Below are 25648 nucleotides of genomic sequence, written 5' to 3'. Positions count from 1 at the left end.
AAACTCATTTTATTGATGGATTAGTCTATTTCAGTGAATGAAGCATAAATGTTAGAAAAGAGAGCCATTTTTTAAAATGGTTCTCTTTTTTCAAAAAAACATTTAAGAAAAAATAATTGTTTAACTTTCTTTTGGGTTTTGTGGATGTTTTGGTATATCACTAATATTGGAAATATATTCCTGTTTTAGTGATTTCATTAGTGCTATCATCGCAATTGTTAAGAATACAATAATTGGAAAGCCAAAAAGAATAACAGCTGCCTGAATGGTTTTTAAACCTCCAGCATAAAGTAAACCTAAGCTAATAGCTGTGACAAATACACACCAAATAACTCGTGTCCGGATGGGTGTGTCATTTTCGGATCGAGTATCTAAGAAACACAGTACATGTGTACCTGCATCTTGTGATGTGACTAGATAAGTAATAAGAAGAAGACATGTGGCGATACTTAGAATTGTGCCAAATAGACCACTATCAATTGCATTGAAAAGCTCAAAGACTGCAAGAGTATTATCTTTTTGAGTGGCTTTAACAATTAGACCACCAGTAAATTCCGTAGTGGATTGAGTCATATCACTTACTTGTGGTGTTTTAGTTACATTTGTCTGACTAGCAATTGAAGAAGTTTTTTCAACTAATATGCTTTGTTGATTTTCAAAGGCAAGGCGAGCATTCTGTTCAACTTTAAGAGCGGAACCTCCGAACACGGCAAACCAGAAGAATGTGACTAAGGTTGGAACAATAAGTACCCCTGAAATGAGTTGGCGAATGGTCCGGCCTTTAGAAATCTTGGCGATAAACATCCCCACAAAAGGTGCCCATGTTGGCCACCATAACCAATAGAATGCTGTCCACCAATTTTGCCATTCGGTGTCTTTTTGTGTGTCACTCCATAAACTCATTCCAATAAAGTTTGAAGCATAATTACCAATTCCCTCTAAATACGTGTTAGTAATATAACGTGCGGGACCAATAAGCATTAAAATAATGATGAGAAAAATTGAAAGAATAATATTGAGTTCAGATAGACGACGCATTCCAGTTCCTATACCTCGCACTACAGAGAAAGTGGCAATACTGGATAAGGTGATCATGAGAATGAATTGAACAGTGACACTGATTTCTACACCAAAAACTTTATGTAAGCCTGAGTTTATTTGTAAAACTCCAATAGCAAGAGTTTGGGAGATACCAAAAGTTGTGATAATTATGATTAAAATATCAACAATATGGCCTATTCGGCCATAAATACGATCCCCAATTAGTGGGTATAAAATCGAACGTAAAGAAAAAGGTAATCCCTTTCGAAATGAAAAGTAGGCAATTGCAAGAGCAGCTAAGCAATAAATTGACCAAGCATGTAAGCCCCAGTGAAAATAAGTGATTTGCATTGCAATACTTGCAGCTTCATCTGTCAGGCCTTTAGTAAATGGGTTACTGGCATAATGGTTCATTGGTTCAGCTACACCCCAAAATACAAGTCCCACACCCATTGCACATGAAAATAGCATGGAAATCCATGCGAAGTAGCTGTATTCAGGTTTATCTGAATCTTTCCCAATTTTGAGTAAACCATATCGACTGCACATGATATAAATTAGAAAAAAACACATCCCCGCAACAGAAGATAGAATAAACCACTTCAAGTTGTATAATAAAATACTTGAAAAATCACTGAATATTTTCCCTGCAGACTCTGCAAAAACAGCACAAAAAATAACGAATGCTACGATAAATATTTTAGAAATAATTGAAACTGCTGAATTGGATTCAGAAGCTCCTGTAGTAGTACGCATAATTCCTCCTTGGATGCGTTGCAAAACAGCTAAGACATAGCTATCAGATGCGAATAATACAGAATAGTAATTAGTAGAAAGTTATCTCAACTGATTTATTCTCATTTATTGGTGAGTTTTAATCATGCTCTATTATTTTTATAAAAATACATAATCCATCTAAAAAATTATTATCAAATTACATGATAAAAACTCATAAATACCCATCGAAAAAGTCGTTTGTCACTTTGAGTAGTGTTTACCAAAATCATTATTAAGCAGCACGCGGTGCTAACGCATAGTTAATACTAACGCAGGGAGTTCTGCGTTATTCGAAATAAATGGAGATTATGAGATGAACAGTCAAGTTAGTCAGAAACTCATCACGGTTCAGCAAATCGACAATGTTTTAAACCCAATTACTGAATCTAATGGTATGCCAAATTTAGCATACATCAGTGATGCTTATTTTAATTTTGAGCGTGACAATATCTTAAGTAAAACATGGGTCTGTGTTGGTTTTGCTTCAGATTTACCTAAAAATAGCTATGTGAAGCCTGTTAATTTTATGGGCATGCCCTTGGTAATGATGCGCAACCGTGAAGGGGAAATTCAGGTTTTCCATAATGTTTGTAGCCATCGCGGTATGATTTTGGTGCAAGCAGAAGGCACTATTGAAGGTGTGATTCGATGCCAGTATCACTCTTGGAGTTACGACTTAAACGGTAACTTAAAAGGTACTCCACATGTTGGTGGAATTAACCAGCATAAAGATGAACGTTTTAAATGTGAAAAGCATGGCTTAAAGGCTCTTCGTTCAGCAGTTTGGATGGATATGGTATTTGTAAATATTTCTGGTGATGCTCCTGCTTTTGAAGAACATATTGCACCGTTGGTTGAGCGTTGGAAGCCATTCTTGGGCGAAAACGGTTTAGAGCTTATTCGTTGCAGTAAAGTAGGTTCAACTTTTGAGTTGCCTGTAAAAAGTAACTGGAAACTTACTGTTGAAAACTATTGTGAAGCTTATCACTTGCCATGGGTACATCCAGCATTAAATACGTATTCAAAACTTGAAGATCATTACAACATTATGTTCGAAGATCGCTTTTCTGGTCAGGGCAGTTATAAATATAACTTGTCAGCTACTGCGGGTACGCATTTACCAAAATTCCCAAGCTGGCCAGAAGACCAGTTACGTCATGCAGAATATGTAGCTGTTTTCCCAAACGTATTGTTAGGGATTCAAGCTGATCATGCATTTGCAATGATGATTGATCCAATTGCTCCAGAACAAACAATTGAAAGATTACGCTTGTATTACGTTGGTGATGAATCACTTGATCCTAAATATGATGCATGCCGTGAAGCAACTCTAGAATCATGGAAAGTTGTATTTACTGAAGATGTGTTTGCAGTAGAAACCATGCAAAAAGGTCGTCATTCACCTGGGTTTGGTGGTGGAGTTTTCTCTCCAGAGATGGATTTACCAACTCACTTCTTCCAAAAGTGGTTAGCAACTCAAGCTAAGAAAGCCTTGGAGTCATAATATGCAACATTACCTCAACTATGTTGATGGCCAATGGCGAGATGCTTCTCGCCAATTGGAAGTTGTCAATCCAGCAACTGATAAAGTTTTTGCAACAGTGGCACGTGCAAGTATTGAGGATGCAGATGCAGCAATGGCAGCAGCTCGACGTTGTGTAAACAGCGGCGCCTTAACAGATGTGCGTCCTGCAAAACGTACAGCTTGGATGTTAAAAGCTGCAGAAGCGATTCGTAAAATTGCTGATGAAGGTGCATTAATTCTATGTCGTGAAAATGGCAAAAATATTGATACGGCACGTGAAGAGTTCGATGAAGCCGCTCGCTATTTTGAATACTACGCAGGTATGGCAGATAAAGTTGAAGGTATCTCGGTACCTTTAGGTAAAGATTATGTTGATTTTACCTCATATATTCCAATGGGTGTATCTGTTCAAATCGTACCTTGGAACTTTCCTGTTTCTATCTGTGCACGCTCACTAGCACCTGCTTTAGCTGCTGGTAATGCAGTTGTAATTAAGTCACCTGAAGTTTCACCTTTAGGAATGGTTTTGCTCATCAAAGCTATAGAGGAGGCTGGTTTTCCTCAGGGTGCAGTGAACTTACTTTGTGGTAAAGGTTCAGAAGTTGGTACTCATCTAGTTAAACATCAAGATACGAATCAAATCGTATTTACCGGTTCAGTTCCAACAGGCCAACGCATTTTGAAAGATGCAGCTGAACGTGCAACCCCTTCAGTAATGGAATTAGGCGGTAAGTCAGCTGCAATTGCTTTTGCTGATGTTGATCTTGAGCAATTACTACGTAGCGTTAAAGTCGGAATTTTCTATAACTCTGGTCAAGTTTGCTCAGCGATGTCTCGTTTATTGGTTCATCGCAGTCGCTATGAAGAAGTTAAAGCAGCAGTCGTTAATCTTGCAGAGAGTTTAACTGTAGGTATTGGCGAAAGTAATGCTGAACTTACTCCAGTTGTATCTAAAGATCAGCAACAACAGATTCTTGCCATGATTGATAAGGCACGTGAAGAAGGTGCCAATGTTTTAACAGGTGGGAAAGCTGCAGATCTAGAAGGTTACTTCGTTCTGCCAACAATTATTGAAGCAAAAGATGATATGTCGATTGCTCAAGAAGAAGTTTTTGGACCTGTAATGGTGATCATGCCATTCGATGACGAAGACCAGGCAGTTGCAATCGCAAATGGTACGGACTTTGGACTTGTTGCAGGTGTATTTGGTGAAAATCTGAATCAAACACTTCGAGTAGCAAACCGTCTTATTGCTGGTCAAGTCTTTATTAATGAATGGTTTGCTGGCGGTATCGAAACACCATTTGGTGGTGTAGGCTTATCTGGTTTTGGTCGCGAAAAAGGGCAGGAAGCCATCTACAGTTATGTTCAAACTCGCAATATCGGTATCCGTTTGAAACATAGCGTGTAATTTGTAAAAAATAAGGGAAATAGACAAGATGAGAAAGTGGTTATGTATTGTCTGTGGCTGGATCTATGATGAAGCTAAAGGCTGGCCTGATGACGGGATAGCACCAGGAACAAAATGGGAAGATATTCCAGATGACTGGATGTGTCCAGAGTGTCAGGTGGGTAAAGCTGACTTCGAAATGCTTGATATCACAGATATTGAAGAGGACGAAATCCCTCAAGTAGCAGCCGCTGCAGTCATTGAACCAGTTGTTATTATTGGTAGTGGCCATGCTGGTTATCAAGTGGCTTCGACTTTACGTGCACAATCTCCAGACTTGTCTATTACCGTATTTACTGCTGATGACGGTGCTTTATATAGCAAACCAGCTTTATCTAATGCTTTAGCATTAGGTAAAGACGGAGATAGTTTAGTTCGTGAGTCTGCTCTAAGTTGGGAACAACGTTTAAATATCCGCGTTTATCCACATACGAAAGTAACTCATATTGACCGTGCCAATAAGAAGCTTCAAACCACTATTGGTGATTATCCTTACGGTAGACTCGTGCTCGCTACTGGGGCAACACCAGTTGTAATTCCAATTGATGGCGATTCGTCTGCAACATTAAGCGTAAACGATCTAGCAGATTATCGCCGTTTCCGTCAGCAATTATCAAATAAAGAGCATGTCACAATTCTTGGTGATGGTCTGATCGGCTGTGAATTTGCCAATGATTTAGCTGCACATGGTATCAAAGTTACAGTTGTCGGTCTTGGCAAATGGGCAATGGAACGTCTTATTCCAGAGCCTTTAGGTCATGCTCTACAAAATGCTCTAAGCCAGTTAGGCGTAGAGTGGAAATTACAAAATAGTATCCGTTCTATTCAATCTGAAAACGGTCGCTACCATTTAACACTCCAAGACGGTCAAATTGTTGAGACTGACTTGGTATTAAGTGCCGTAGGACTGAGACCGAATATTGCACTTGCTCAAGCAGCTGGTCTAAAGACAGCGCGTGGTATTTGTACAGGACTTGATCATCGTAGTAGTGATCCTGCAATTTTTGCTTTAGGTGATTGTGCAGAAGTGAACGGCCAGTGGGCACCTTATATCAACCCAATCACGCAAGCATTACCAGCTTTGGTGAATAATCTTTTAGGTCAGTCAACTGCTGCAGATTTGAAATCAACACCAGTTTTAGTAAAAACACCAATTTTGCCGCTTTCTGTTTTGCCAGCAATGGGAACAGGTGAGTGGAAAGTGGAACAATATGACGGCGAATTAGCTGCAGGTTTTTATAATGAACAAGGCAAATTAACAGGCTTTGCCTTACTTGGCCGCCAATTACAGCACCATCGTAGCGAGTGGCTTGAAAAACTAAATTCGTGTCCATCCACAGTTTAAGTTAAGGGAATAACAAAATGATTGCTTTACCAAATGATGATAGTACCTGTGGTTGGTATGCGGCATTACCACCAGCAAGACCTGCTAAAAAATTAATTGGCCCACAAAAAGCTGACTATGCCATTATTGGAGCAGGCTTTGCAGGATTAGCAGCAGCTCGCAGATTAGCTGAACTCAAACCGGATGCCCGTATTATTCTAGTAGATGCACAACGTGTAGCTGAAGGTGCTTCCGGTCGTAACTCAGGGTTTGTAATTGATTTACCTCATAAGTTTGCGTTATCGCATCCTGACCCTTCTCATAAGCAAAAATTATTAAATCTGAATCGTTCAGCAATTGCTCAATTACAAGGCCTCGTGGAGCGCCATAACATTGATTGCCAATGGTCTGCCGCCGGTAAATATCAAGGTGCTGTAGGTGAGCGTGGCGAAGCACATCTCAATTATTTCGAGCATCTAATGAAAGATTTAGGTGAACCATATCGTTGGGTCGAAAAAGCAGAACTTAAAAAAGTTTTAGGTACCGATTTTTATAGCCGGGCGATTTTTACTCCTGGTTCATATTTGATGCAACCAGCAGCTTTAGTGCGCGGTATGGGTGATCACTTACCGGACAGCGTTGAGTTATTAGAGCAATCACCAATTCGTAATTTGCAAAAAACCAATAGCCAATGGCTTTTACAAGGTGATCATGGATCAATCACAACACCTAAAGTACTACTTGCGACAAGTATTTTTACACGTGAATTTGGATACTTAAAAAACCGTTTGTTACCGGTCATGACCTTTGCGAGCTGGACACGTCCATTAACTGATCAAGAAATGAAAGTTTATCGTGGTCAGTTGGATTGGGGGCTTACTCCAGCCGATCATGCAGGAACAACGTTAAGAATGACGGCTGATCACCGTATTCTAATTCGTAATACTTATAAGCATGTGCCTAAATATGGTGCAAATATAAACGATGACACTCGTCGCTGGATACAAGAAGATCATCGCAAAGCATATTTAGCTCGTTATCCAGATTTGGCCAATGTTCCATTTACCCATACATGGGGTGGTGTTTACGCAATTTCTCGTAACTTTACTAACTTCTTTGGGGAGTTAGAAGACGGCGTCTATGCAAGTGCTTGTGACAATGGTGTAGGAGCAGCATGGGGCACAATTTCAGGAACATTATTAGCTGATCTCGTTCTTGGCTCAGATTCCCAAGCTTTAAAAGATATTCAGTATGTAACTGGTATGCCTAGTTTAAATCCACCAGAACCGTTCTTAGGTTTAGGTGTTAGAACACGTATCAGATTTGAAAAATGGCGCAGTCGTAGTGAATTGTAAACGGGAGAAATAGATGAAAGAAGTAAAGTTAGTTGATAGCGCTCAACTCGATTTTAATTTACGTGGCGAAACACCAGATGGTACGGCCTATGTTGCAAGGGCATTAGGAGCTGATGTTTCCCCAAATATGGGTATTGGTTTTGCACGTTGGGAAGGGGCAGAAGTAAGTTGGAAATTGCTTTATGACGAAGTCATTTTTGTAATTGAAGGCTGTTTTGAACTTACTGCTAACGGTCACAAATATGAAGTTCGTCCAGGACAAATGTTGTGGATTCCTGAAGGAACCGAGCTAATTTATGGTGGACATGCGGTATTTAGTTACGTAGTACATCCAGGTAACTGGAAAGAATTGCACGGAATTGCATAAAAGAAACGACCCATATTGTTCAGGAAAAGAATAATGTGGGTCGTTTTATTCTTTCTGAGAACATAGCTCTGAATTAGGGCTAATACAAATTAACGAAAATTTTAAATTTCAGGAGCTTCTCCTGAACAGGGAAGTGTTGTCTGAAAAAAATAAGCAGATGACAGGAAAGGTTTTCTGCAAATCTTCATTTAAACAAGGATTTGTAAATGAGCAAAGTCTATTTAACACTTGGATTTGGGTTAATTTCGGTTGGAATGGCATTACCTGCTTTTGCTGGAGTAACTTTTGGAGATCCTAAAAGTGATACGGGTGCTTTAACAATTTCAGGTGCTATACGTGGAAATTATCAAGATAAGGATTACGACGAGTCTGCATCAGACCAGAAAATAAAATTTGATGCAGCTATTTTAAGACTAGGTTATGAGTCACCCGACTGGTTTGGAAAAGTCGAATATCGTTGTTATCAATACGATAAATTTTGCGATTTCTCGACTCTAGTTTATGGCTATGCTGGCTACCATTTAAACGCAACAGATCATGTTACTGTAGGTGTGCAACCCATTCCTTTTGGTCCAGGTCGTTTTTGGGATAGCAGCTTTTACGCTGGTATTAACAACACTATGGGTTTGCAGGATGCTTCTAATCTAGGAGCAAACTATCACTTTGAATTACCGTCTGCGACTAAAGTGGATTTGGCTTATTTCGCAACTGATGGCGGTAACTATCACGGGACTAGTAAAGACTCAGCGCGTTATACGGCTAATGTTGTTACCTCATCTGATCCACTCAAAACCAATCTTAATGAAAAAAATATGTGGATGGCACGTGTAGATCAAGATCTTAAGTTTTTAAGTACAGATGATCTCAAGGTATCGGTTGGGGGAAGTTATTGGTATTCAGACATTGAGAATAAAAAAACTTCTGCAGATGGTACGAGAAATACATGGGCGCTATTTAACCGTATTAACTATAAAAATCTGAATGTCGTGCTTACTGGAGGACGACAATCGATTAGTAATAAAGATGCTTTGAGTCCAGCTAGCTCAACTTTAGGATCATTTGATAGTGAATATGACATTGCCAACAAAGGTCATTTTTATACTGTTGATACGAGCTATACATTTAAGAATATTAAAGATTCGCTAAATGTTACGCCATATATTGTTTTTAGTGGTTTTAACAAAAAAGAAAAAGGATTCGATGACTCTCAGCGCAACATTGTTGGCGTGGCTTGGGACTACAAAAAAGTTTCTTTATATACCGAATATGTGATGAGTAAAAACGATCCGTTTGTTGGCGGCAATGGTAGCTCCCTTGCAGCAGGTGATGATGGGGAATGGAACAAACTCTTAAATTTCATGCTGATTTATAGCTTCTAAAAGTTTACTTGGTTTTTTTATTTATCAATTTTCAGGAAGTTTAAAAGCTTCCTGAAGTCGTTTAGGAATAATAAAAATGTCATCCCCCTTCATTAATACATTTATATTGTTTTTCTCACTACTTAATCCATTCCTCATGAGTATCTATATGATCGGGTTAATTCGTCATACAGAAACTAAGGTATTTAATAGGGCTTTAATTCAAGGTGGTCTTATTGCATATGTTGTTTTTCTCTTATTTGCATGGGGGGGAGAGGCAATTTTTAATCGATATTTAAATGTAAGGTTTGAATCATTTCTAATTTTTGGAGGCCTGATTTTTCTGGTAATTGGATATCGATATGTATTTCAGGGTGCTGATACCATTGGTGAAATGCGAGGAGCGCCTGAACATTTGGCTGGGACTGTGGCTATGCCATTTATGATTGGTCCTGGAACGATTAGTGCTGCTGTAGTGACAGGCATGAATATGTCTTTTGTGGAGGCAGCTTTAGTTATTGCTTTAGTGCTATTTCTGAGTTGTAGTGTTTTAATAGCAATGAAATTTTCTCATGATCACTTGCGTTATAGTCACGCCAAATATATTGATCGTTATTTTGATATTGTAGGGCGGTTAGCGGCACTATTAATTGGAACAATTGCAGTTGACATGATTGTGAATGGTGTAATGCGTTTGATTGATAAAATTTGAAACAAGTAAAAGTCACAGCCAAAATACGCTGGCTGTGACTAATAAAATTAAGAAACTAATTTTGCTTGCTCATGTTGGTTATGGTTTTTTCTAATTGAGAACCAGCAGATCAATGATCCTACAGTAACTGTTAATGCGCCATACCAAAAATTGATTGTTAAGTTAGAGTCCAAAACAAAAGCTGAAAATGCCGATGAGAATATTGGAGAAAAATAAGAAAGCATAACCAGAATGGGCATATTACCTTTGATAATACCAATATTCCATGCTAGATAACCCATCGAGAAAAAAATAGCATTGATGAAGACAAACAGATAGCCATTAATTTCCTGAGTATGAGGTAAGTTAAAGCCCTGAGTTGAGATAGTAAGAATCCATAAAGCTATAGCAGTTAAGATAAAATAAAGTGATACAGCATTAGTTCCATTGCTTTGCTTTTTGATATATATACAATATATAGCCCAAAGAACAGCAGCTAAAAAAATGAGAACGTAACTAGTTGGGTTTGTTGAAAAATTATCAATAAAATTTAAATTAGGGTGATAGTTAATAATAACTATTCCAGCAAAACTTACGCTCACTCCTAATATGGTCAAAAAGTTTATTTTTTCTTCTTTTAATACTGCCATCATAATAATAATAAGAGTTGGCCACATATTAAAAATAATATTCATTTCAATCGATTTTTCTGACGAATTAGCTAGAGTAATTGAAAAAGCAAAGCACAATTCAAAAATAACAAAAAGTAAGCTAGATAAAAAGAGAAACTTTTTTGGAACCTTTTTTAAATCAGGTAGACCACATGTTAGGTATAAAATTATAGCACTTATTGTATATACATATGTCACTGTATGGATAGGACCAAAACTTTCTGTAGAAAGTCTGAGTAAGCCAACTAAAGTGGACCAAAGCAATAAAGCTGAAATACCGATTAAGGTTGAGATATGGAGGTTCATACATTAAGTCAGATTAAATATTAATAATAGTTTTTAAATATCAGCTTTATTAGTTTTTCTACAACGATAAATATTCATGAACTTATGATTATTTAACATTATAAAAAATATTTATAGTAATATTTTATAGAATAATAATTATTTAATTTTAATAGTAATAAGCATTACACCCAAAATATTTAGAAAACAACCTAACCATTGAATAGCACTCAAATACTCGTTCAAAAGTAATACGGATAAGAGAATAGTCACTATTGGACTAATTGATGAAATAATAGCTGATTTTGTTGTACCTATGTATTCAATACTTAATATAAGTAAAAGTGTTGGTAGAACTGTAACAAATAAACCTAAACAGATCCCGTACCAAATTACCTCTATCGGTAAAGAGGTAAGAATCTCTACAGGGTGATTAGTTACCATTAGAAAATGTATAATTGTACCAATACAAGCTGCAGATAGAGAAAGACCTGTTAAATTCCATGAGCCGAACTTTTTTATTAATGGTGGGGTAAGTAAAAGGTAGCAAGCAAATGCAACAGCACTAGCAAAAACTAAGCTAGCACCAAGCCAGAAGTTATTATGATCTGGAAGCGCTTTCAGCTCTTGGATCATTACAATAACTGTTCCACCATAACTTAAGATCAGTGCAAATATCGTTTTAGAGCTTAATTTTTGTTTGAGTATTAAACTAGATGCCAATACGGTAATGGTAGGATATAAGAATAAAATGATTCGCTCTAGTGAAGCGGTAATAAACATTAGACCATAGAAATCGAGCCAGCTTGAAAAATAATAGCCTAGTAAACCTACTGAAAATAAATAAAGATAATCAATTAACTTAATTTTTTTATTTTTACAGCGAAAAAACCAACAAATAACTAAAAAAAATGGTAATGCAATACTCATTCGGATAGTCATTAGTGTAATGGCATCTAATGAAGGAGTAAGGCTATAAGCATGTTTTATGAAAATAGCTTTACTGCTAAAAAGAAATGCAGCGATAAAAGCAAATAAGGAACCAAGTTGTATTAAGGAAATATTAGACTTCATATAATTTGGTTGCTTGTGTAGTGATTATTTAAGATAGATATAAATTATATGAATTATTTTTTTGATTCTGAAATTTTATAATAATCAACATTATATATTGCTTTTCTATAAGCCTCGTAAGAGGCTTTACTAATAATAACTGCAGAATCTCGACCTCTTCTAGTAATTTCTACAGGATGTCCAGCAATTGCTTGATCCATAAGCATGCTCAATTGTGCTCTAGCGTTTGAATAATTCCATTGCTTCATTAGTAATTTCCTAGATTAATTCATGCTCAAGATAGACTAAATGTACACGTCAATACAATGGATATATTTTCAAGATATGATGAGTTTTAATCATGGGTATATACCATTTATTATTTAAACTAGCCATTGAGAAAAGTTAAAGAATTACATTGATCGTTTTAAATTCAAGAGTATTCACATTATTCTCAAGTTATAATATTAGTAAAATGATCTTGGTTCTTGCAAAATTAGATAATCAAAAATCGTTTCTATTTAATCGCTTTGTTGCAAAAAAAATTATAATTTGAACCTGTTCCCAACTCACTTAAATTTAAGTTACAACTCTGGTAGGGGCGACTCAATTCTAGAAATTTACTCAGTACAGTGATGTAGGAATGTATTTCATTTATTTGACCTACAAATTGCCTAGCTGACAACTTATCGCCTAATAATTTAATGCTAAGCATTTCGTTTTGACCAAACACTGCTGATGATAGCCTGATCATTTCATCCATCGGATTTTGCCTAAATGTTTAAATGTTCGAAGTAATTCATTTTGCCCCCTGCGAATGAACTTTGATATCTTTCTAAAGCTTTGCTTTTTCTATGTAGAATAACTGTGTGTGCTTGTCGCTCTGTAATGACCTTACGCATTGTTTTGTGTCAAACCGGCCATCTATACAGACTGATTCAATCTGTTCATACAACCGAATTTGATCACGTAAATTTCCGAAGACTTGTGAATCACTAGCATTTTTCGTTGTGAGCTCAACTGCACATATTTGTAGTGTTTAAGCATCTATAACAACATGTGGTTTATATTGCTGTCGGCGATATTTAGGCCGATGTTTATTGCGCTTCGATTCACATTCACCTAGAAATTTTAAGTAAGTAGAATTAGTCGGTTGAATAGCCACCAAAACTCTAGATACACATAACCATCTTTCTGGGTGCCATAGATTATCAAAGTGATCAATACAATATTCAATCCAACTTTTAAGATTTCGCCACGTTTATTGCCACAATTTAAGATTTAAAATGGCATCAAACCAAAAAAAACTGTACAATAAAAAATATAAGTGTTTGATTTTATTTGTTGTTTCTTTTTTTTTATATAGGGGAAGTGGGTTCGACTCCCGCCATCTCCACCAAAATTCTTGTAATAAAAAAGCCACTTATTTTAAGTGGCTTTTTTATTGCTACATATTTGCCACATTTTCACTCCAGGTGATTTTGATTTCAAAGTTTTTAAGCTGCACTTGCCACGCTAAGTTTCGTAATTTCTTGCCAGTTCTATATTCATGCAACCATTTAAAATAGCGTTTGATCAGCATGTGTAAGCTATGCCCAAGTTGATCAGAGACAAACATTGGATTTACGACATCCATGAGCAACATCATCACATAAGTATGTCTTGCATTGTATGCAGGGCGATGACGTATAGAACACGATTTCATTGCTTCTACAAGACGCTCTCTCGGTGGTTTTTCATTAAATAATGGTTCCTTCATCTTGGGACATAGCATTACATAATCTGTTTGGTAGCCTTGATCCTTTTTAAATTGAAGCAAAGCTTTTAAAGCCAAAGTCAAGCGTTCATTCAAATAGACCTCACGAGAAGTATGTGTTTTGGTCACTTTCTTTTCTAAACCACGTACATGACTTTTGCTAACTTTGAATGTGCCATTGAACCAGTCAATAACACTTTTTCTGAGAGCAATCATTTCTGAAGGTCTACAGCCTGTCCAAAAAGCAAATTCAAAATACTAGCGACAAAATTTATCCTCATCATGTAAGCTTTTGTCGAGCCAAGCTAGTAAGGCTACCATCTCCTTACGTGTGAAGGGGGCAGGTATTTCTGCCTGAACCTTACGATTCTTAATTGTATGCATAGGATTTGGAGAAATCAGATTATGCTTAACAGCCAATTTAAATACCCCGCTTAGCGTAGTTGCACAGTTATTAAATGTTTTCGCTGTTTGAAAATCACGATCGATGATAGATCTGTTTCATAAATCACAAAACGATCTATCTCTTGCTGATTATTTGTACCGAAAAATTTAAAAATCCATACATAATTTGCGGACTAAAATCATCAACTGAAAGAAACTTTTTGATACACATTTCAAGCGATACACAGGCATCTTATAGTCAACCATTGATTTAATGGTTGAACTACTAAAAATGCTTGTGCCTGCTAAAGGTAGACTATCCAAGTTAAGTGAAGAAAATCAGGCTTTACTCCGTCTGAACTATTGGCGTGTCAGAGCCTACTGCTCCACAAATCTTCCACGATGTAGATGATTGCCTGATCAAGTCCAATCTATTTAATTTACCCGAGAGTCTGCCTGAAGGCGAAGGTATCGACTGGAATGTGGTGATCGTAGATGCCACAGAAACTCCAACACAAAGACCTAAAAAAACAGAAGAAAAGCTATAGTGGCAAGAAGAAGGCACATACATTTATAGAACACAGCAATTTCTGAGTTTATGCACGAGTCGTGGTGCTGTACATGATTTCGAGCTTTTCAAACGCAACTTGAATCCGATTCCTAAAGGTGCTTTTATTCATGCAGATGAAGGCTATCATGGAATCTATGCAATGTATCCAAATAGCTCATTGCCTCTAAAAGCAAAGAGATGCTGCAAACTAGATCCCGAGCTAAAAGTTTACAATTGAGAAATCAATAAAAGAAGAATTGGGATTGAACATGTATTCGGCAGTTTGAAAGCCTTCAAAGTCCTTGCGGCGCGATATCGTAATCGAGTCAAAAGACTAGTTTTAAGATTCAATTAAATTGCTGGAATCTATAACATGGAACTGCATAAAAATGAATTATGAAAGAATTCTATAATTTTAATAAACTCTTAAAGTGTAAATTTAAAAATTCTTAGATTCTTAAATGAAGTGCGACAGAGATTAATTCTTAGTAGAAAGAGGTTTTAGTTTTTTGTCAAATTTGTACTTATCAACTCCAAAAGAGTCTCACATTTATTGGCTATTTTGGGCTCAAAGATTTTCAACTGAATATATTGAAAAATAGAAATTTATAAATTAAAAAATTGCATTATATAATGTTATAACATAACATTATAAGCAATAAAAAATAACCTTAAATATCACTATGCGTATCTTTTTAGGAATGGGTCTCTTTGTAACTCATGTTGTCTTTGCAGAATCAACAGACACAAATCATCATCCAGCACACAGTATGAATACGATTGTGTTCACAGCATCTGCAAAAAAAAATATTCATGAAGCAATGGCGAGTATTGATGTGATTGATGGTAAGCAACTTAATCAACGATTTATAAATGATGTTTCAGATGCTTTGAACGATCGAGTAGGTCTACAAAATGTAGGTATCGGGCTAAATCGGAAAGGGGTTTCGATTCGAGGAATGAACCCGACACACACCCTATATTTAGTCGACGGACAACGAATTAATAGTTCATCCTCAGCCATTGCTCACTCTGATGGTGAATTAAATTGGGTTCCAACCGAAGCGATAGAACAGATTGAAGTGGTTCGAGGACCGATGTCTTCACTCTATGGATCAGAAGCTTTAGGTGGAGTAGTGAATATTATTACTAGAAAACCAATCGAAAAATGGACAGGCTCTGCTTCGATTCAATCGTTATGGAATGAATCTAATTTGGGTGGTGATCAGTATAAAACCAGTGCTTACTTGTCTGGTCCACTCATTGAAAATAAATTAGGTGTCAATTTCTGGGCCGAATTTAGAAAACGTGATGCGCTTGAAGATCCTACCAATTCTCGTTTAAGCAAACACGATGAGCAGAAAAATACCAAAGGGCATCTTGGTCTATTTTGGCAAGCAACAGATCAACAACAGATTGAATTCATAAGTGAGTACGGCCATGAGGATCGACAAGATTTAAGAGGTGGAACACGTAATCAATATTATCAAGTTGATGATGAAATTGAGCGGGCTCGATTCGGGTTAAAACATGAAGGTGAATGGAGTTGGGGTAAAAGTATTGTTAAGCTTTATCAAACACAATTCAAACGAGAAAGTGAGCGCAGTGATGGCGGAGATACGACATCTCCACAAAAATTAACTGATCAAGTGGCTTCGACACAGTTTCAATTTGATTTATCTAATCATCATTTAATACTGGGTAATGAGCTTCGTAAGGAAAAGTTGGAAGATCCAACGGTCAATTTAAAACAAAAAGACAGTATTACCCATTATGGAATTTATCTACAAGATATTTGGCAAATCTCTGATCAATTTAAAGTTGGATTTGGGGCACGTGGCGATGAGCATTCAGATTTTGGATGGGAACTGAGTCCGAAGTTTAATGCGTCTTATCAACTCAGCGATGCATGGACAGTCAAAGCTGGTGTGGGCAAAGGCTATAAAGCGCCAACTTTAAAGCAACTATCTAAAGAGTTTGAGTCTAATGCTGCAATGGGTGGTATGGGTATTATTCGAGGCAATCCTGATCTTAAGCCTGAAACCAATACCGCTTATGAAGTTGGATTACATTTCCATCGAGATAATTTTGAAACCACATTAGGGTGGTTTAGAAACAATGTCGATGATTTGATAGATACACAGCGTCAGCCTACATGTTCAGTCGCAGGGAAAATTTGCTTAGATTATGTCAATGTGACAAAAGCAGAACTACAAGGTATTGAATGGAGTGGTGCTTATCACATAGAGCCATATTTACATTTAGAAGCCAATTACACTTATTTAGACGCAAAAGATAAAAGTAAAAATATCCCTTTAGCCGATCGTTCAAAGCATCAATTAAATAGTTCAGTCATTTGGCAAGTGAACGACAAACTCCAAACCAAATTACGCCAGCAATATCGCAGTAAACAATTTCAAGCTGTGAATACACCACACAGTCAAGGATATATCTTCTGGCACATGTATGCAGATTATAAAGTGACTCCGAATTGGACAGTCCAGACAGGAATTGAAAATCTGACAGATAAAAAAATTGGCATGCAACCTGATCAATTACAAACTTTTAGTGATGCAGGACGTCGTTACTTTGTTGGTATGAATGTGAGATTTTAATGATGAAGAAATCTTTCATTCTGCATGCAATAGATCCAACTCATATTCAAAAAAGTTTGGATCTAAACTCCATCCTGCGTATTTTGAGCATCTTCTTATGTGTTTATCTCACATTAAATGTGGCTTTTGCACAAACAGCAGATGCTCAAACTAAGGTATTGGTGTTACATACCGATTTTGTGGCAAATACTAAATTTGAAAAACTTGTGCCAATTGCAGCGAAACAAAATGTGCAATTACAGCATTTACAAGTAAATCAAAATCAAAAAGCTGTTCAGCAATCTATTCAGCAGGCGGATGTGATCATTTTAGATGTTCCGCGACCGCCAGATCGTAAACAGGTTGAAGAGCTTGCACTTGAAAGTTTAAAGGCTCAAGACAAAGCATATATGACCGTTGGTGGTGGAGCACCGCAGTTCCAGAAAATTCCAAAATTATTTGGATTTAAATTATTAGATCTGTATTACAACGGTGGAGAAATTAACTTTTCACATTATTTTGAAGCAGTACATCTTTGGAATACTGAAGGTAAAAAAGCCACATTTAAGACGCAAAAATTACCAGAAATTTCGATTTATCACACCAGTGCACAAGACTATTTTGACAATGTGCAATCCTATTTAGATTGGTATCAACAGAATCTAAAACATCAGAAAAAATCAACTATCCAAGGACAAAATGCCTATTTAGTTTATGTGCTTCATCCAAGCAATATCACCAATTTAACGTCTGAAAAAATTGATCAACTCATAACGCTTACTGAACGAAAAGGTGTTGTTCCCATTGTCTTGCTTTGGAATGAGTCGAAAACCAAAACCAAACTTTCAGATTTTTTTAAAGATGTACCAATCACCGCAATGGTCAATATGACGCATATTCAAAATGGTCAGGACTTAGTTGCCGAGCTACAAAAAATGAATGTGCCTATGGTTCAAAGTTTGAGTTTTAATGGCAATTTTGAAGAATGGAAAAACTCGAAATCAGGCATACCTCCGCATTTAGCATCTATCTTTTTGAGTCTTCCCGAAACTTGGGGATTTTCTGATCCTTTAGTGCTGTCTTTAAATGAGGGTGGTCGCGAGCAATGGATTGAACCACAGGTCAATATATTACTTGAACGTGTAATTGCCCAATCCAAATTGAAGATTAAACCCAATAAAGAAAAGCAAATTGGGGTGATGTTTTGGAATTATCCTTATGGTCAAAATAATTTATCTGCATCAAATTTAAATATTCCGCTGAGCATCGAAAATATTCAAAAAAGTTTAAAAGAACGTGGATACGACACCGAACTGATCAGCGAAAAACAAATTATTTCAGATGCTCAAACTTTATTATCTGCATATTACCAGCATGAAAAATTAGCTGACCTACAACAGAAAGAAATGCTCAGCTATTTTCCTGTTCAGTATTATCTTGATTGGTTAAAAACCTTGCCTGAACAGCGTCAACACGAATTAAAAGAAAGCGCGGATATTCAAAAATTATCTAAACATTGGGCAGTCGTGAAAAGGGAGGGCGAGTTTTATTTTGCAATTCCAAGTCAGCGTTACGGAAATTTATTACTACTTCCTCAGCCTACTCGTGGTTCTAAATTAGGTGAGAATTACCACAGTCTAGACGCTGTTCCAGATCCATTATATTTAGCGACTTATCTGTATTTGCAACAAGCAACCGATGCATTGATTCATTTGGGAACACATGGCACACAAGAATGGTTGCCTGGAAAAGACAAAGGCTTAGCAGCGAATGACTATCCTTTATTGACCGCAGGTGCTTTACCGATTTTTTATCCTTATGTTCAGGATAATATCGCAGAAGCCATGCAAGCGAAACGACGTGGTCGTGCAGTTATAGTGAGTCATCAAACTGCGCCTTTAGCACCCTCTGGTTTATATGATGAATTACGAGATATTCACGATTTAATTCACCAATATGCTCAGCTCGATGAGGGTTTAGTCAAGCAGCAAACTCAAGGAAAACTGATCGCTTTAACAGAGCAAAGTGGTGTGCTTAAAGATTTAAACCTGACTCAGGTTCAGGCTCAGAATAATTTCCCTCAATTTTATACTCAGCTTCATGATCATTTGCATCGCCTAGCGCAACAAGCTGTACCCATGGGCTTGCATCGTTTCGGTTTGTCAGCCCAAGATGATCAAAGATTAATGATTGTTTTACAGCAGTTAGACTCAGACTATTTCAAAGCATTAAAGCTGGATAAAAATGAAGTGTTTAATGCCGATATTGAAACAATTCGTCAATCTCTAGCTTATCGTTATTTGGCGCATTATGTTTTAAATCCGGCTGAATCCACAGGTTTAGGATGGTTTAAATCTAAGGCTTCAAATGTTGAGGTTGATGCAGATATTCAAAAGATAGGGCAAAGTGGAAAACTAAAAGCGTATATCGAAACTGCACAAAAAAATTATGAATATTTGAGTGCAGATAGAGAAATGCAAAGTTTGTTGAATGCTTTATCTGGAGGCTATGTTTTACCGGGAACGGGGGGAGACCCGATTCGTCAGCCTGAAAGTGTCAGTGGACGCAATTTATATGCTTTTGAAGCCAATAAAATCCCGACTAAAGCGGCTTATGAAATGGGACAAAAAACCTTTGAGCAGATGATTGCGCAGTACCAACAAAAGCATCCTCAGCAGTACCCTAACAAAGTTGCATTTAGTTTGTGGTCTTCTGAAACGATTCGTCATTTAGGTGTTTCGGAAGGACAAGTTTTGGCAGCGCTTGGTTTAAGACCTGTGTGGGATCAAGCAGGTAAAGTGGTGAGTTTAGACATTATTCCACAACAAGAGCTCAAGCGCCCACGTGTGGATGTTGTGATTCAAGCCACCAGTGTTTATCGAGATCAATTTGATGGTTTTATGCGTCTACTTGCTGGTGCAATGGCAAAACTTTCAGCGCTAAATGAACCCAATAATCAGCTTTATCAAAATTCACAACAGATACAGCAATCATTAATTGCTCAAAAAGTTGATCCTGAACGAGCTAAAGCGTTATCACAACTTAAAATTTTTAGTAATGAACCTGGAGAATATGGCTCAGGTTTAACGAAAAAAACCTTGTCCTATGATGATTGGGAAAATGATCAAGAATTAGCAAATACCTTCTTAAATAATCTGCAATATGCCTATGGCGATAAAACGTGGGGTGAGCAAGCACCAGTCAATCTATTCGCTGAAAATTTAAAAGGCGTTGATGTTGCCATTATGTCGCGTTCTTCAAATGTGCAAGGCGTGTTATCGACAGATCATCCATTTGAATATTTAGGTGGATTATCTTTGGCAATTCGTTCCGTTCAAGGGAAATCACCGGAATTACTCATTACAGATTTACGCCAAAATAAAGCTGAAGTCACCTCATTGAAAGCTTATTTGTCAGATGAATTACGTACCCGTTATTTAAATCCTGAGTGGATTAAAAGTATGCAAAAGGAGGGTTATGCTGGCACATTGGAAGTAATTAATGTGACCAATAATTTATATGGCTGGAATGTGACTGACCCTTCAGTTGTCCGTGCTGATCAATGGAAAGATATGTATGAAACTTACGTTCAAGATAAGCGCGAACTTGGTGTAAATGAATGGTTCAAACAACATAATCCATCTGCGCAACTCCAAGTATTAAATCGTATGGCGGAAGCGATTCGTCAAGATTATTGGCAATCTGATGATGAGACAAAACGAGAAATTGCAGAAAAAATTCAAGCGTTGCAAGAACAAGTGAATTTGCCTTTAGAGTCTGAAAAGCTTAATGAATTTACCCAAAGTATTTTGAAGCAAAATGACAGTGTATCACTAGAAAAAAATGCACAGATGACTGTAGTAACTGATCAAGTAAATCTTGAAAATTCATCTGAAACAAAACGCACAGCCGATGAGCAAAATACTCAAAATCAGCAAGCTATAGGACAAGGTTTAAACCCAACAACACAGACTTTGAAAGCAGCCGATGCCAATCAGTCTACTCAAGATCAACATCCATCTTCTATAGAAATACAAACCCCCAAAATAGATCAAAAAAATACTCAGAATCAGGCACAACAGAAAGTCAAAGGTCAGGCTTTGGAACAAGTCCAGAAAAAGTCGGAAGTACAAGATTATGCTTGGGTTGGTGCCTTCATACTGAGTTTATTGATTGGATTTGGTTTTTTTAAACAATTTATGCAACAGCGAAAAAAATAAGAGGAAATTTATGCAAATTTTAGAAGTCGAAAGTTTGATTTATCAGGCTTCAAAACTTTTCTTATGGCCTGTGATGTTGCTCATCCTTATCTCATTGATTTTTTCATTGGTTTCTTTGGGTAGCTTTATTATGGAATGCGTGTTCAGAACCTCTAAACGTTATCGATCGATTTTGATGAAATATGCAGAACAAAATCAATTTCAAGCCTCGACTGATGATTTAGAACTTTGGATTATTAAACGTTTGGAATGGCTAAGAATTGTATCCCGAACTGCACCGATGTTGGGATTGATCGCAACTATGATTCCAATGGGTCCTGCATTACTCGCTTTATCTTCAGGTCAAGCTGAACAAGTGGGGCAGAATATGGTGATGGCATTTTCTTCAGTAATTTTATCTTTAGTTTCGGCTTCTATATGTTTTTATATTTTGGTTATCCGACGTCGTTGGTTGCTTGAAGAATTACGTGAGTATGAAAAAGAATTTGAAAGTCTTCATCAAGGGGAAGCTTAATGCGATTTTTGGAACAGGATGAAAGTGATGATCCTATGCTTTCTGTTGTGAATTTGATTGACCTTTTTTTAGTTATTATTGTGATTCTAATGATGTTGGTAGTACAAAACCCGCTAAATCCATTTTCAAATAATAATGTCGTTGTAATTGAAAATCCTGGTGAAAAAAATATGAAAATTTCATTTAAAGAAGGACAAGAACTTAAACAATATGAGTCTACAGGTCAAATTGGTGAGGGCGAAGGAAGTAAGGCAGGGGTGACCTATAAACTGAATGATGGCCGAATGATTTACGTGCCTGAATAAAATGTACGTGTGATACAAACTCATCTATTAATCTAAACTTTAACATTTGATCTATTTTTCTAAATATTAATACATAATTTGCGGACTAAAATCATCAACTGAAAGAAACTTTTTGATACACATTTCAAGCGATACACAGGCATCTTATAGTCAACCATTGATTTAATGGTTGAACTACTAAAAATGCTTGTGCCTGCTAAAGGTAGACTATCCAAGTTAAGTGAAGAAAATCAGGCTTTACTCCGTCTGAGCTATTGGCGTGTCAGAGCCTACTGCTCCACAAATCTTCCACGATGTAGATGATTGCCTGATCAAGTCCAATCTATTTAATTTACCCGAGAGTCTGCCTGAAGGCGAAGGTATCGACTGGAACGTAGTGATCGTAGATGCCACAGAAACTCCAACACAAAGACCTAAAAAACAGAAGAAAAGCTATAGTGGCAAGAAGAAGGCACATACATTTAAAGTTCAAGCCATTATCTATTATAGAACACAGCAATTTCTGAGTTTATGCACGAGTCGTGGTGCTGTACATGATTTCGAGCTTTTCAAACGCAACTTGAATCCGATTCCTAAAGGTGCTTTTATTCATGCAGATGAAGGCTATCATGGAATCTATGCAATGTATCCAAATAGCTCATTGCCTCTAAAAGCAAAGAGATGCTGCAAACTAGATCCCGAGCTAAAAGTTTACAATTGAGAAATCAATAAAAGAAGAATTGGGATTGAACATGTATTCGGCAGTTTGAAAGCCTTCAAAGTCCTTGCGGCGCGATATCGTAATCGAGTCAAAAGACTAGGTTTAAGATTCAATTAAATTGCTGGAATCTATAACATGGAACTGCATAAAAATGAATTATGAAAGAATTCTATTGTTGAATGTCTTTATCTAAAAAATTATATACCAATTTATCAAAGATAGATGTTTTAAATACAACTCAGAGCTTTGCTGTATTCAAAACAGATTCAAAAGAAATCTCAAGTTTTTATGAAAATTAACTACATACCCCACCAGTAATCGGCTGATTCCTATTTTCTAAGTGCTTGACTGAACTTGCAATACTGATTGAAAGTTGATCAATGGCTTTTTGCGAAACAGTGACTAAAGTGTTTAAGTCTTTATTTTTTTGTGGAATTTCTTCATAAAAACTCATCCGACAACTGAGTTGATGACGTTGAGGTAATGTTTGAGCGTTTTTGGGTATGGATAAGGGGCGATTAGGATCATCATATCTTAAAGTCCAAGTCGCATTCATGAGCATAAAGCGTTGCTGATTTGATTTTTCGATGAAATCAAAGTTAGAAAAATCTAAGGCAATTCGATAAGCTGCTTGTCCACCAGTCATACCACTATTATAACGATCCACTGCACCTAATGTTTGCTGTAAACGCGCAGAAACAGCATCTCTCAATTCAGCCGATAAAGTAGATGTCCAACGATCATCGAACAATACTTTAGCCTGCCCATTTTCTTGTTGAATTACCAATGGAATTCGGTTTAAACGATCGGATAATCCAACAGGAAGCACCTCAATCATCCTCACTTTTAGATTTGACGAAGATGATGTTAGCGTTTGAGTGCTCAATGAATAGAACATAGGCGTAGGGGATGAAGAGCACCCACTGACGATGAGTGCAAACAAACCAACACTCAAGCTTGAAAGGACTTTTAGGTAGCAGCGTTGCTGAGATTTCAATAATTTATTCTCTGTCATCTTTCTTCGGCTCCGCTGTTTTTCCACGAATCAATGACTCAGGATTTTGTTCTATTTGATCTGCCATTAACTGCAATGAAGCTGCGGCACGGGTAATTTGTTGTAAAGCACGACGTAGATCTTGTTGTAATGGTGCATCACTTGCCAAGATGGTTTCAGAAGACTGAACTGTTTTACGAACATCATCCAAAGTGGCTTGTAAATTAGGCGCAACTTTGCCATCCAGTTGATCGACCAAACTTTTTGAAGATCGTATAGTTTTATCTAAGTTTGCCAAGGTTTGACGAAAGTCCTGACCAATTTCAACCAATGGAAATTTAGATACATTATCGGCGATTTGGGACACTTGTGCTTGAAGGCCTTTTAATTCTGTAGGAGTTGTTGGAACTTCAACTACACCATCATTTCGACGGATTGCAGTGGCATATTTAGCTTTAGGGAAAAGATCAAAGCTAATGTAGTTTTGACCTGTAAGTAAATTGCCAGTCCGCATTTGAGCTCGCCAACCACGCTCAACAAATTGCTTGAATACTGTACCTTGCGGGTCCAACTCATGACCTCCAGCAATACGTGAAGGATAAACTTCAGCATCAACACGCATTCGAATTTGCGAGTGATTATTGTAGAACTCAGTGTTGATTTTTTTCACAGTACCGACTTCGACACCCATGAAATCAATTGGAGCTCCTACTGATAAACCTCGCAATGACTCATTGAAATACATTACGATCCGTCTTGGATTAAGATCAGGCTCTTTAAGCGCAAGCTTTTCAGAGTCAAATAATTCAAATTTCATTTTATTCGGAGCAGGAGCTGCATCAGAATTTTCAGGATAACCAAATGCGATCCCTCCCGAAATGATGCTTGCCAAAGATTGTGTGTTTAAACTAAAGCCCGAAGCATTCAAATTGACATCTACACCACTGGCTTGCCAGAAACGCGCATCTGTGGTGACAAATTTGTCATAAGGTGACTTAATGAAAGTTTGAAGTTCAACGCTTTTTCCATCATCAGCCAGTTGGTAAGAGGTCACTTGTCCAACGTTGATTCTTCGATAATAAATAGGTGAACCGAAATCGAGCGAACCTAAATCTTGTGCCTTTAAGAAAAAGATTTTTCCAGGAACATCGGAAGTTACAACTGGTGGAGTTTCTAGCCCTTTAAATGAAGTGGTTTTGACATCTGATTTACCGCCATCTACTTCAATATATGCGCCAGAAAGTAAAGTATCGATACCTGAAACCCCACTTGCACCAATACGTGGTCTCACTACCCAAAAACGTGAATCTTCCGTGGCAAAATTACTAGCATCTTTCCGAAGTTCAATTTTAGCAATGATATGAGACCGATCTTCCGAAAGGTCAATTTCACGCACTAGACCCACATTAACTTGACGATAACGAACTGTAGTTTTGCCAGCTTCAATGCCTTCTGCAGTCCTAAAAGAAACCTCAATAACAGGACCAGTATTCAAATACGCCTTGAGAGCTAATGAAAATGCAATGAGTAATGCAACAATTGGAATAATCCAAATGAGAGAAGGTTTCCATTTGCTACGTTTCTTATCAGGTACACCGACCTGACTCAGAACTTGTTCATCATGTGGATGACCATTACTCGATTGGTTTTCTGACATAGTTATTGATCTTATTAAATCGTAATGTGGTTGTTGTTTGTACGCTTCATCATATGAATATCAAGCAAGAAGTGAAA

At 37.1% G+C, this 25648-nt stretch carries 21 protein-coding genes and 3 pseudogenes; 16 read left to right on the top strand and 8 right to left on the bottom strand.

Annotation, left to right across the window (positions count from 1 at the left end):
- Nucleotides 1-120: 120 nt before the first annotated feature.
- Entirely contained in the window at nt 121-1797 is a 1677-nt protein-coding gene (locus tag AC1M84_RS03545; RefSeq protein ID WP_481593864.1) for a BCCT family transporter, read from the bottom strand.
- 334 nt (nt 1798-2131) lie between these two features.
- Between AC1M84_RS03545 and AC1M84_RS03540 the strand changes: the two genes are divergently transcribed.
- The 8 genes and pseudogenes from AC1M84_RS03540 to AC1M84_RS03505 all read left to right on the top strand — a co-directional run bounded on the left by AC1M84_RS03540 (nt 2132) and on the right by AC1M84_RS03505 (nt 9909).
- The gene (locus tag AC1M84_RS03540) at nt 2132-3322 is read left to right on the top strand and encodes an aromatic ring-hydroxylating oxygenase subunit alpha (protein ID WP_481593865.1); all 1191 of its coding nucleotides are present in this window, start codon (nt 2132-2134) and stop codon (nt 3320-3322) included.
- Nucleotide 3323: 1 nt separating this feature from the next.
- Complete coding sequence (locus AC1M84_RS03535) at nt 3324-4754, top strand: aldehyde dehydrogenase family protein (protein ID WP_481593866.1); 1431 nt, start codon at nt 3324-3326, stop codon at nt 4752-4754.
- Nucleotides 4755-4782: 28 nt separating this feature from the next.
- Nucleotides 4783-4944, top strand: a pseudogene (locus tag AC1M84_RS03530) (rubredoxin); the annotation flags it as partial.
- Nucleotides 4933-6138: an NAD(P)/FAD-dependent oxidoreductase gene (locus AC1M84_RS03525; RefSeq protein WP_481593892.1), complete on the top strand. Its 1206-nt coding sequence runs from the start codon at nt 4933-4935 to the stop codon at nt 6136-6138. The pseudogene AC1M84_RS03530 and the gene AC1M84_RS03525, both read left to right, overlap by 12 nt.
- A 17-nt stretch (nt 6139-6155) precedes the next feature.
- On the top strand, nt 6156-7472 hold the full coding sequence (locus AC1M84_RS03520) for an NAD(P)/FAD-dependent oxidoreductase (protein WP_481593867.1): 1317 nt from the start codon (nt 6156-6158) through the stop codon (nt 7470-7472).
- A 13-nt stretch (nt 7473-7485) separates the two neighbouring features.
- Nucleotides 7486-7839, top strand: a complete 354-nt coding sequence (locus AC1M84_RS03515; RefSeq protein WP_481593868.1) for an ethanolamine utilization protein EutQ — start codon at nt 7486-7488, stop codon at nt 7837-7839.
- Nucleotides 7840-8045: 206 nt separating this feature from the next.
- Nucleotides 8046-9218, top strand: a complete 1173-nt coding sequence (locus AC1M84_RS03510; protein ID WP_481594441.1) for a hypothetical protein — start codon at nt 8046-8048, stop codon at nt 9216-9218.
- A gap of 76 nt (nt 9219-9294) precedes the next feature.
- On the top strand, nt 9295-9909 hold the full coding sequence (locus AC1M84_RS03505; protein ID WP_481593870.1) for a MarC family protein: 615 nt from the start codon (nt 9295-9297) through the stop codon (nt 9907-9909).
- Nucleotides 9910-9956: 47 nt separating this feature from the next.
- Here the strand turns inward: AC1M84_RS03505 and yddG are convergent, their stop codons facing one another.
- The 5 genes and pseudogenes from yddG to AC1M84_RS03480 form a co-directional block, all read right to left on the bottom strand.
- The gene (yddG, locus tag AC1M84_RS03500; RefSeq protein WP_481593871.1) at nt 9957-10865 is read right to left on the bottom strand and encodes an aromatic amino acid DMT transporter YddG; all 909 of its coding nucleotides are present in this window, start codon (nt 10863-10865) and stop codon (nt 9957-9959) included.
- 138 nt (nt 10866-11003) lie between these two features.
- Nucleotides 11004-11918, bottom strand: coding sequence for a DMT family transporter (locus AC1M84_RS03495; protein ID WP_481593872.1), 915 nt, complete (start codon nt 11916-11918; stop codon nt 11004-11006).
- Nucleotides 11919-11971: 53 nt separating this feature from the next.
- Nucleotides 11972-12166, bottom strand: a complete 195-nt coding sequence (locus AC1M84_RS03490) for a type II toxin-antitoxin system Phd/YefM family antitoxin (RefSeq protein WP_481593873.1) — start codon at nt 12164-12166, stop codon at nt 11972-11974.
- Between the two features lie 326 nt (nt 12167-12492).
- Nucleotides 12493-13044: pseudogene (locus AC1M84_RS03485) on the bottom strand (transposase); the annotation flags it as partial.
- A gap of 349 nt (nt 13045-13393) precedes the next feature.
- A pseudogene (locus AC1M84_RS03480) lies at nt 13394-14145 on the bottom strand (tyrosine-type recombinase/integrase); the annotation flags it as partial.
- A 260-nt stretch (nt 14146-14405) separates the two neighbouring features.
- Between AC1M84_RS03480 and AC1M84_RS03475 the strand changes: the two are divergent.
- The 8 genes from AC1M84_RS03475 (at nt 14406) to AC1M84_RS03440 (ending at nt 23037) form a co-directional block, all read left to right on the top strand.
- A complete protein-coding gene (locus AC1M84_RS03475; protein WP_481594440.1) occupies nt 14406-14585 on the top strand; it encodes a hypothetical protein in 180 nt (59 codons plus the stop codon).
- 243 nt (nt 14586-14828) lie between these two features.
- Nucleotides 14829-14942, top strand: a complete 114-nt coding sequence (locus tag AC1M84_RS03470) for a hypothetical protein (protein ID WP_481594470.1) — start codon at nt 14829-14831, stop codon at nt 14940-14942.
- 328 nt (nt 14943-15270) lie between these two features.
- Nucleotides 15271-17202: a TonB-dependent receptor plug domain-containing protein gene (locus tag AC1M84_RS03465; protein ID WP_481594439.1), complete on the top strand. Its 1932-nt coding sequence runs from the start codon at nt 15271-15273 to the stop codon at nt 17200-17202.
- Nucleotides 17202-21401 (top strand): cobaltochelatase subunit CobN, encoded by a 4200-nt coding sequence (gene cobN / locus AC1M84_RS03460; protein ID WP_481594438.1) that lies wholly within the window; start codon nt 17202-17204, stop codon nt 21399-21401. Before AC1M84_RS03465 ends, cobN begins: the two co-directional genes overlap by 1 nt.
- Nucleotides 21402-21411: 10 nt before the next feature.
- Nucleotides 21412-21915 carry a MotA/TolQ/ExbB proton channel family protein gene (locus tag AC1M84_RS03455; RefSeq protein WP_092768924.1) on the top strand — a complete coding sequence of 168 codons (504 nt, stop codon included), beginning with the start codon at nt 21412-21414 and terminating at the stop codon, nt 21913-21915.
- Nucleotides 21915-22220, top strand: coding sequence for a DUF2149 domain-containing protein (locus AC1M84_RS03450; RefSeq protein WP_092768927.1), 306 nt, complete (start codon nt 21915-21917; stop codon nt 22218-22220). The genes AC1M84_RS03455 and AC1M84_RS03450 overlap by 1 nt, the downstream gene beginning before the upstream one ends.
- A gap of 259 nt (nt 22221-22479) precedes the next feature.
- On the top strand, nt 22480-22920 hold the full coding sequence (locus AC1M84_RS03445) for a transposase (protein WP_481594437.1): 441 nt from the start codon (nt 22480-22482) through the stop codon (nt 22918-22920).
- Nucleotides 22921-22923: 3 nt separating this feature from the next.
- Complete coding sequence (locus AC1M84_RS03440; protein WP_416224330.1) at nt 22924-23037, top strand: hypothetical protein; 114 nt, start codon at nt 22924-22926, stop codon at nt 23035-23037.
- Between the two features lie 178 nt (nt 23038-23215).
- Here the strand turns inward: AC1M84_RS03440 and AC1M84_RS03435 are convergent, their stop codons facing one another.
- Nucleotides 23216-23935 carry a PqiC family protein gene (locus AC1M84_RS03435; RefSeq protein ID WP_481589477.1) on the bottom strand — a complete coding sequence of 240 codons (720 nt, stop codon included), beginning with the start codon at nt 23933-23935 and terminating at the stop codon, nt 23216-23218.
- The gene (locus AC1M84_RS03430) at nt 23922-25571 is read right to left on the bottom strand and encodes a PqiB family protein (RefSeq protein WP_481594436.1); all 1650 of its coding nucleotides are present in this window, start codon (nt 25569-25571) and stop codon (nt 23922-23924) included. Before AC1M84_RS03430 ends, AC1M84_RS03435 begins: the two co-directional genes overlap by 14 nt.
- Nucleotides 25572-25648: the final 77 nt, after the last annotated feature.

The organism is Acinetobacter sp. 24-47-66 (assembly GCF_056779755.1).
This window is presented reverse-complemented; position numbering and strand designations above follow the sequence as displayed.

What these genes read in the sequence shown, in the direction of transcription:
- AC1M84_RS03545 (WP_481593864.1), bottom strand. Translation starts at nt 1,797, where the DNA reads ATGCGTACTACTACAGGAGCTTCTGAATCCAATTCAGCAGTTTCAATT.
- AC1M84_RS03540 (WP_481593865.1), top strand. Translation starts at nt 2,132, where the DNA reads ATGAACAGTCAAGTTAGTCAGAAACTCATCACGGTTCAGCAAATCGAC.
- AC1M84_RS03535 (WP_481593866.1), top strand. Translation starts at nt 3,324, where the DNA reads ATGCAACATTACCTCAACTATGTTGATGGCCAATGGCGAGATGCTTCT.
- AC1M84_RS03525 (WP_481593892.1), top strand. Translation starts at nt 4,933, where the DNA reads ATGCTTGATATCACAGATATTGAAGAGGACGAAATCCCTCAAGTAGCA.
- AC1M84_RS03520 (WP_481593867.1), top strand. Translation starts at nt 6,156, where the DNA reads ATGATTGCTTTACCAAATGATGATAGTACCTGTGGTTGGTATGCGGCA.
- AC1M84_RS03515 (WP_481593868.1), top strand. Translation starts at nt 7,486, where the DNA reads ATGAAAGAAGTAAAGTTAGTTGATAGCGCTCAACTCGATTTTAATTTA.
- AC1M84_RS03510 (WP_481594441.1), top strand. Translation starts at nt 8,046, where the DNA reads ATGAGCAAAGTCTATTTAACACTTGGATTTGGGTTAATTTCGGTTGGA.
- AC1M84_RS03505 (WP_481593870.1), top strand. Translation starts at nt 9,295, where the DNA reads ATGTCATCCCCCTTCATTAATACATTTATATTGTTTTTCTCACTACTT.
- yddG (WP_481593871.1), bottom strand. Translation starts at nt 10,865, where the DNA reads ATGAACCTCCATATCTCAACCTTAATCGGTATTTCAGCTTTATTGCTT.
- AC1M84_RS03495 (WP_481593872.1), bottom strand. Translation starts at nt 11,918, where the DNA reads ATGAAGTCTAATATTTCCTTAATACAACTTGGTTCCTTATTTGCTTTT.
- AC1M84_RS03490 (WP_481593873.1), bottom strand. Translation starts at nt 12,166, where the DNA reads ATGAAGCAATGGAATTATTCAAACGCTAGAGCACAATTGAGCATGCTT.
- AC1M84_RS03465 (WP_481594439.1), top strand. Translation starts at nt 15,271, where the DNA reads ATGCGTATCTTTTTAGGAATGGGTCTCTTTGTAACTCATGTTGTCTTT.
- cobN (WP_481594438.1), top strand. Translation starts at nt 17,202, where the DNA reads ATGATGAAGAAATCTTTCATTCTGCATGCAATAGATCCAACTCATATT.
- AC1M84_RS03455 (WP_092768924.1), top strand. Translation starts at nt 21,412, where the DNA reads ATGCAAATTTTAGAAGTCGAAAGTTTGATTTATCAGGCTTCAAAACTT.
- AC1M84_RS03450 (WP_092768927.1), top strand. Translation starts at nt 21,915, where the DNA reads ATGCGATTTTTGGAACAGGATGAAAGTGATGATCCTATGCTTTCTGTT.
- AC1M84_RS03435 (WP_481589477.1), bottom strand. Translation starts at nt 23,935, where the DNA reads ATGACAGAGAATAAATTATTGAAATCTCAGCAACGCTGCTACCTAAAA.
- AC1M84_RS03430 (WP_481594436.1), bottom strand. Translation starts at nt 25,571, where the DNA reads ATGTCAGAAAACCAATCGAGTAATGGTCATCCACATGATGAACAAGTT.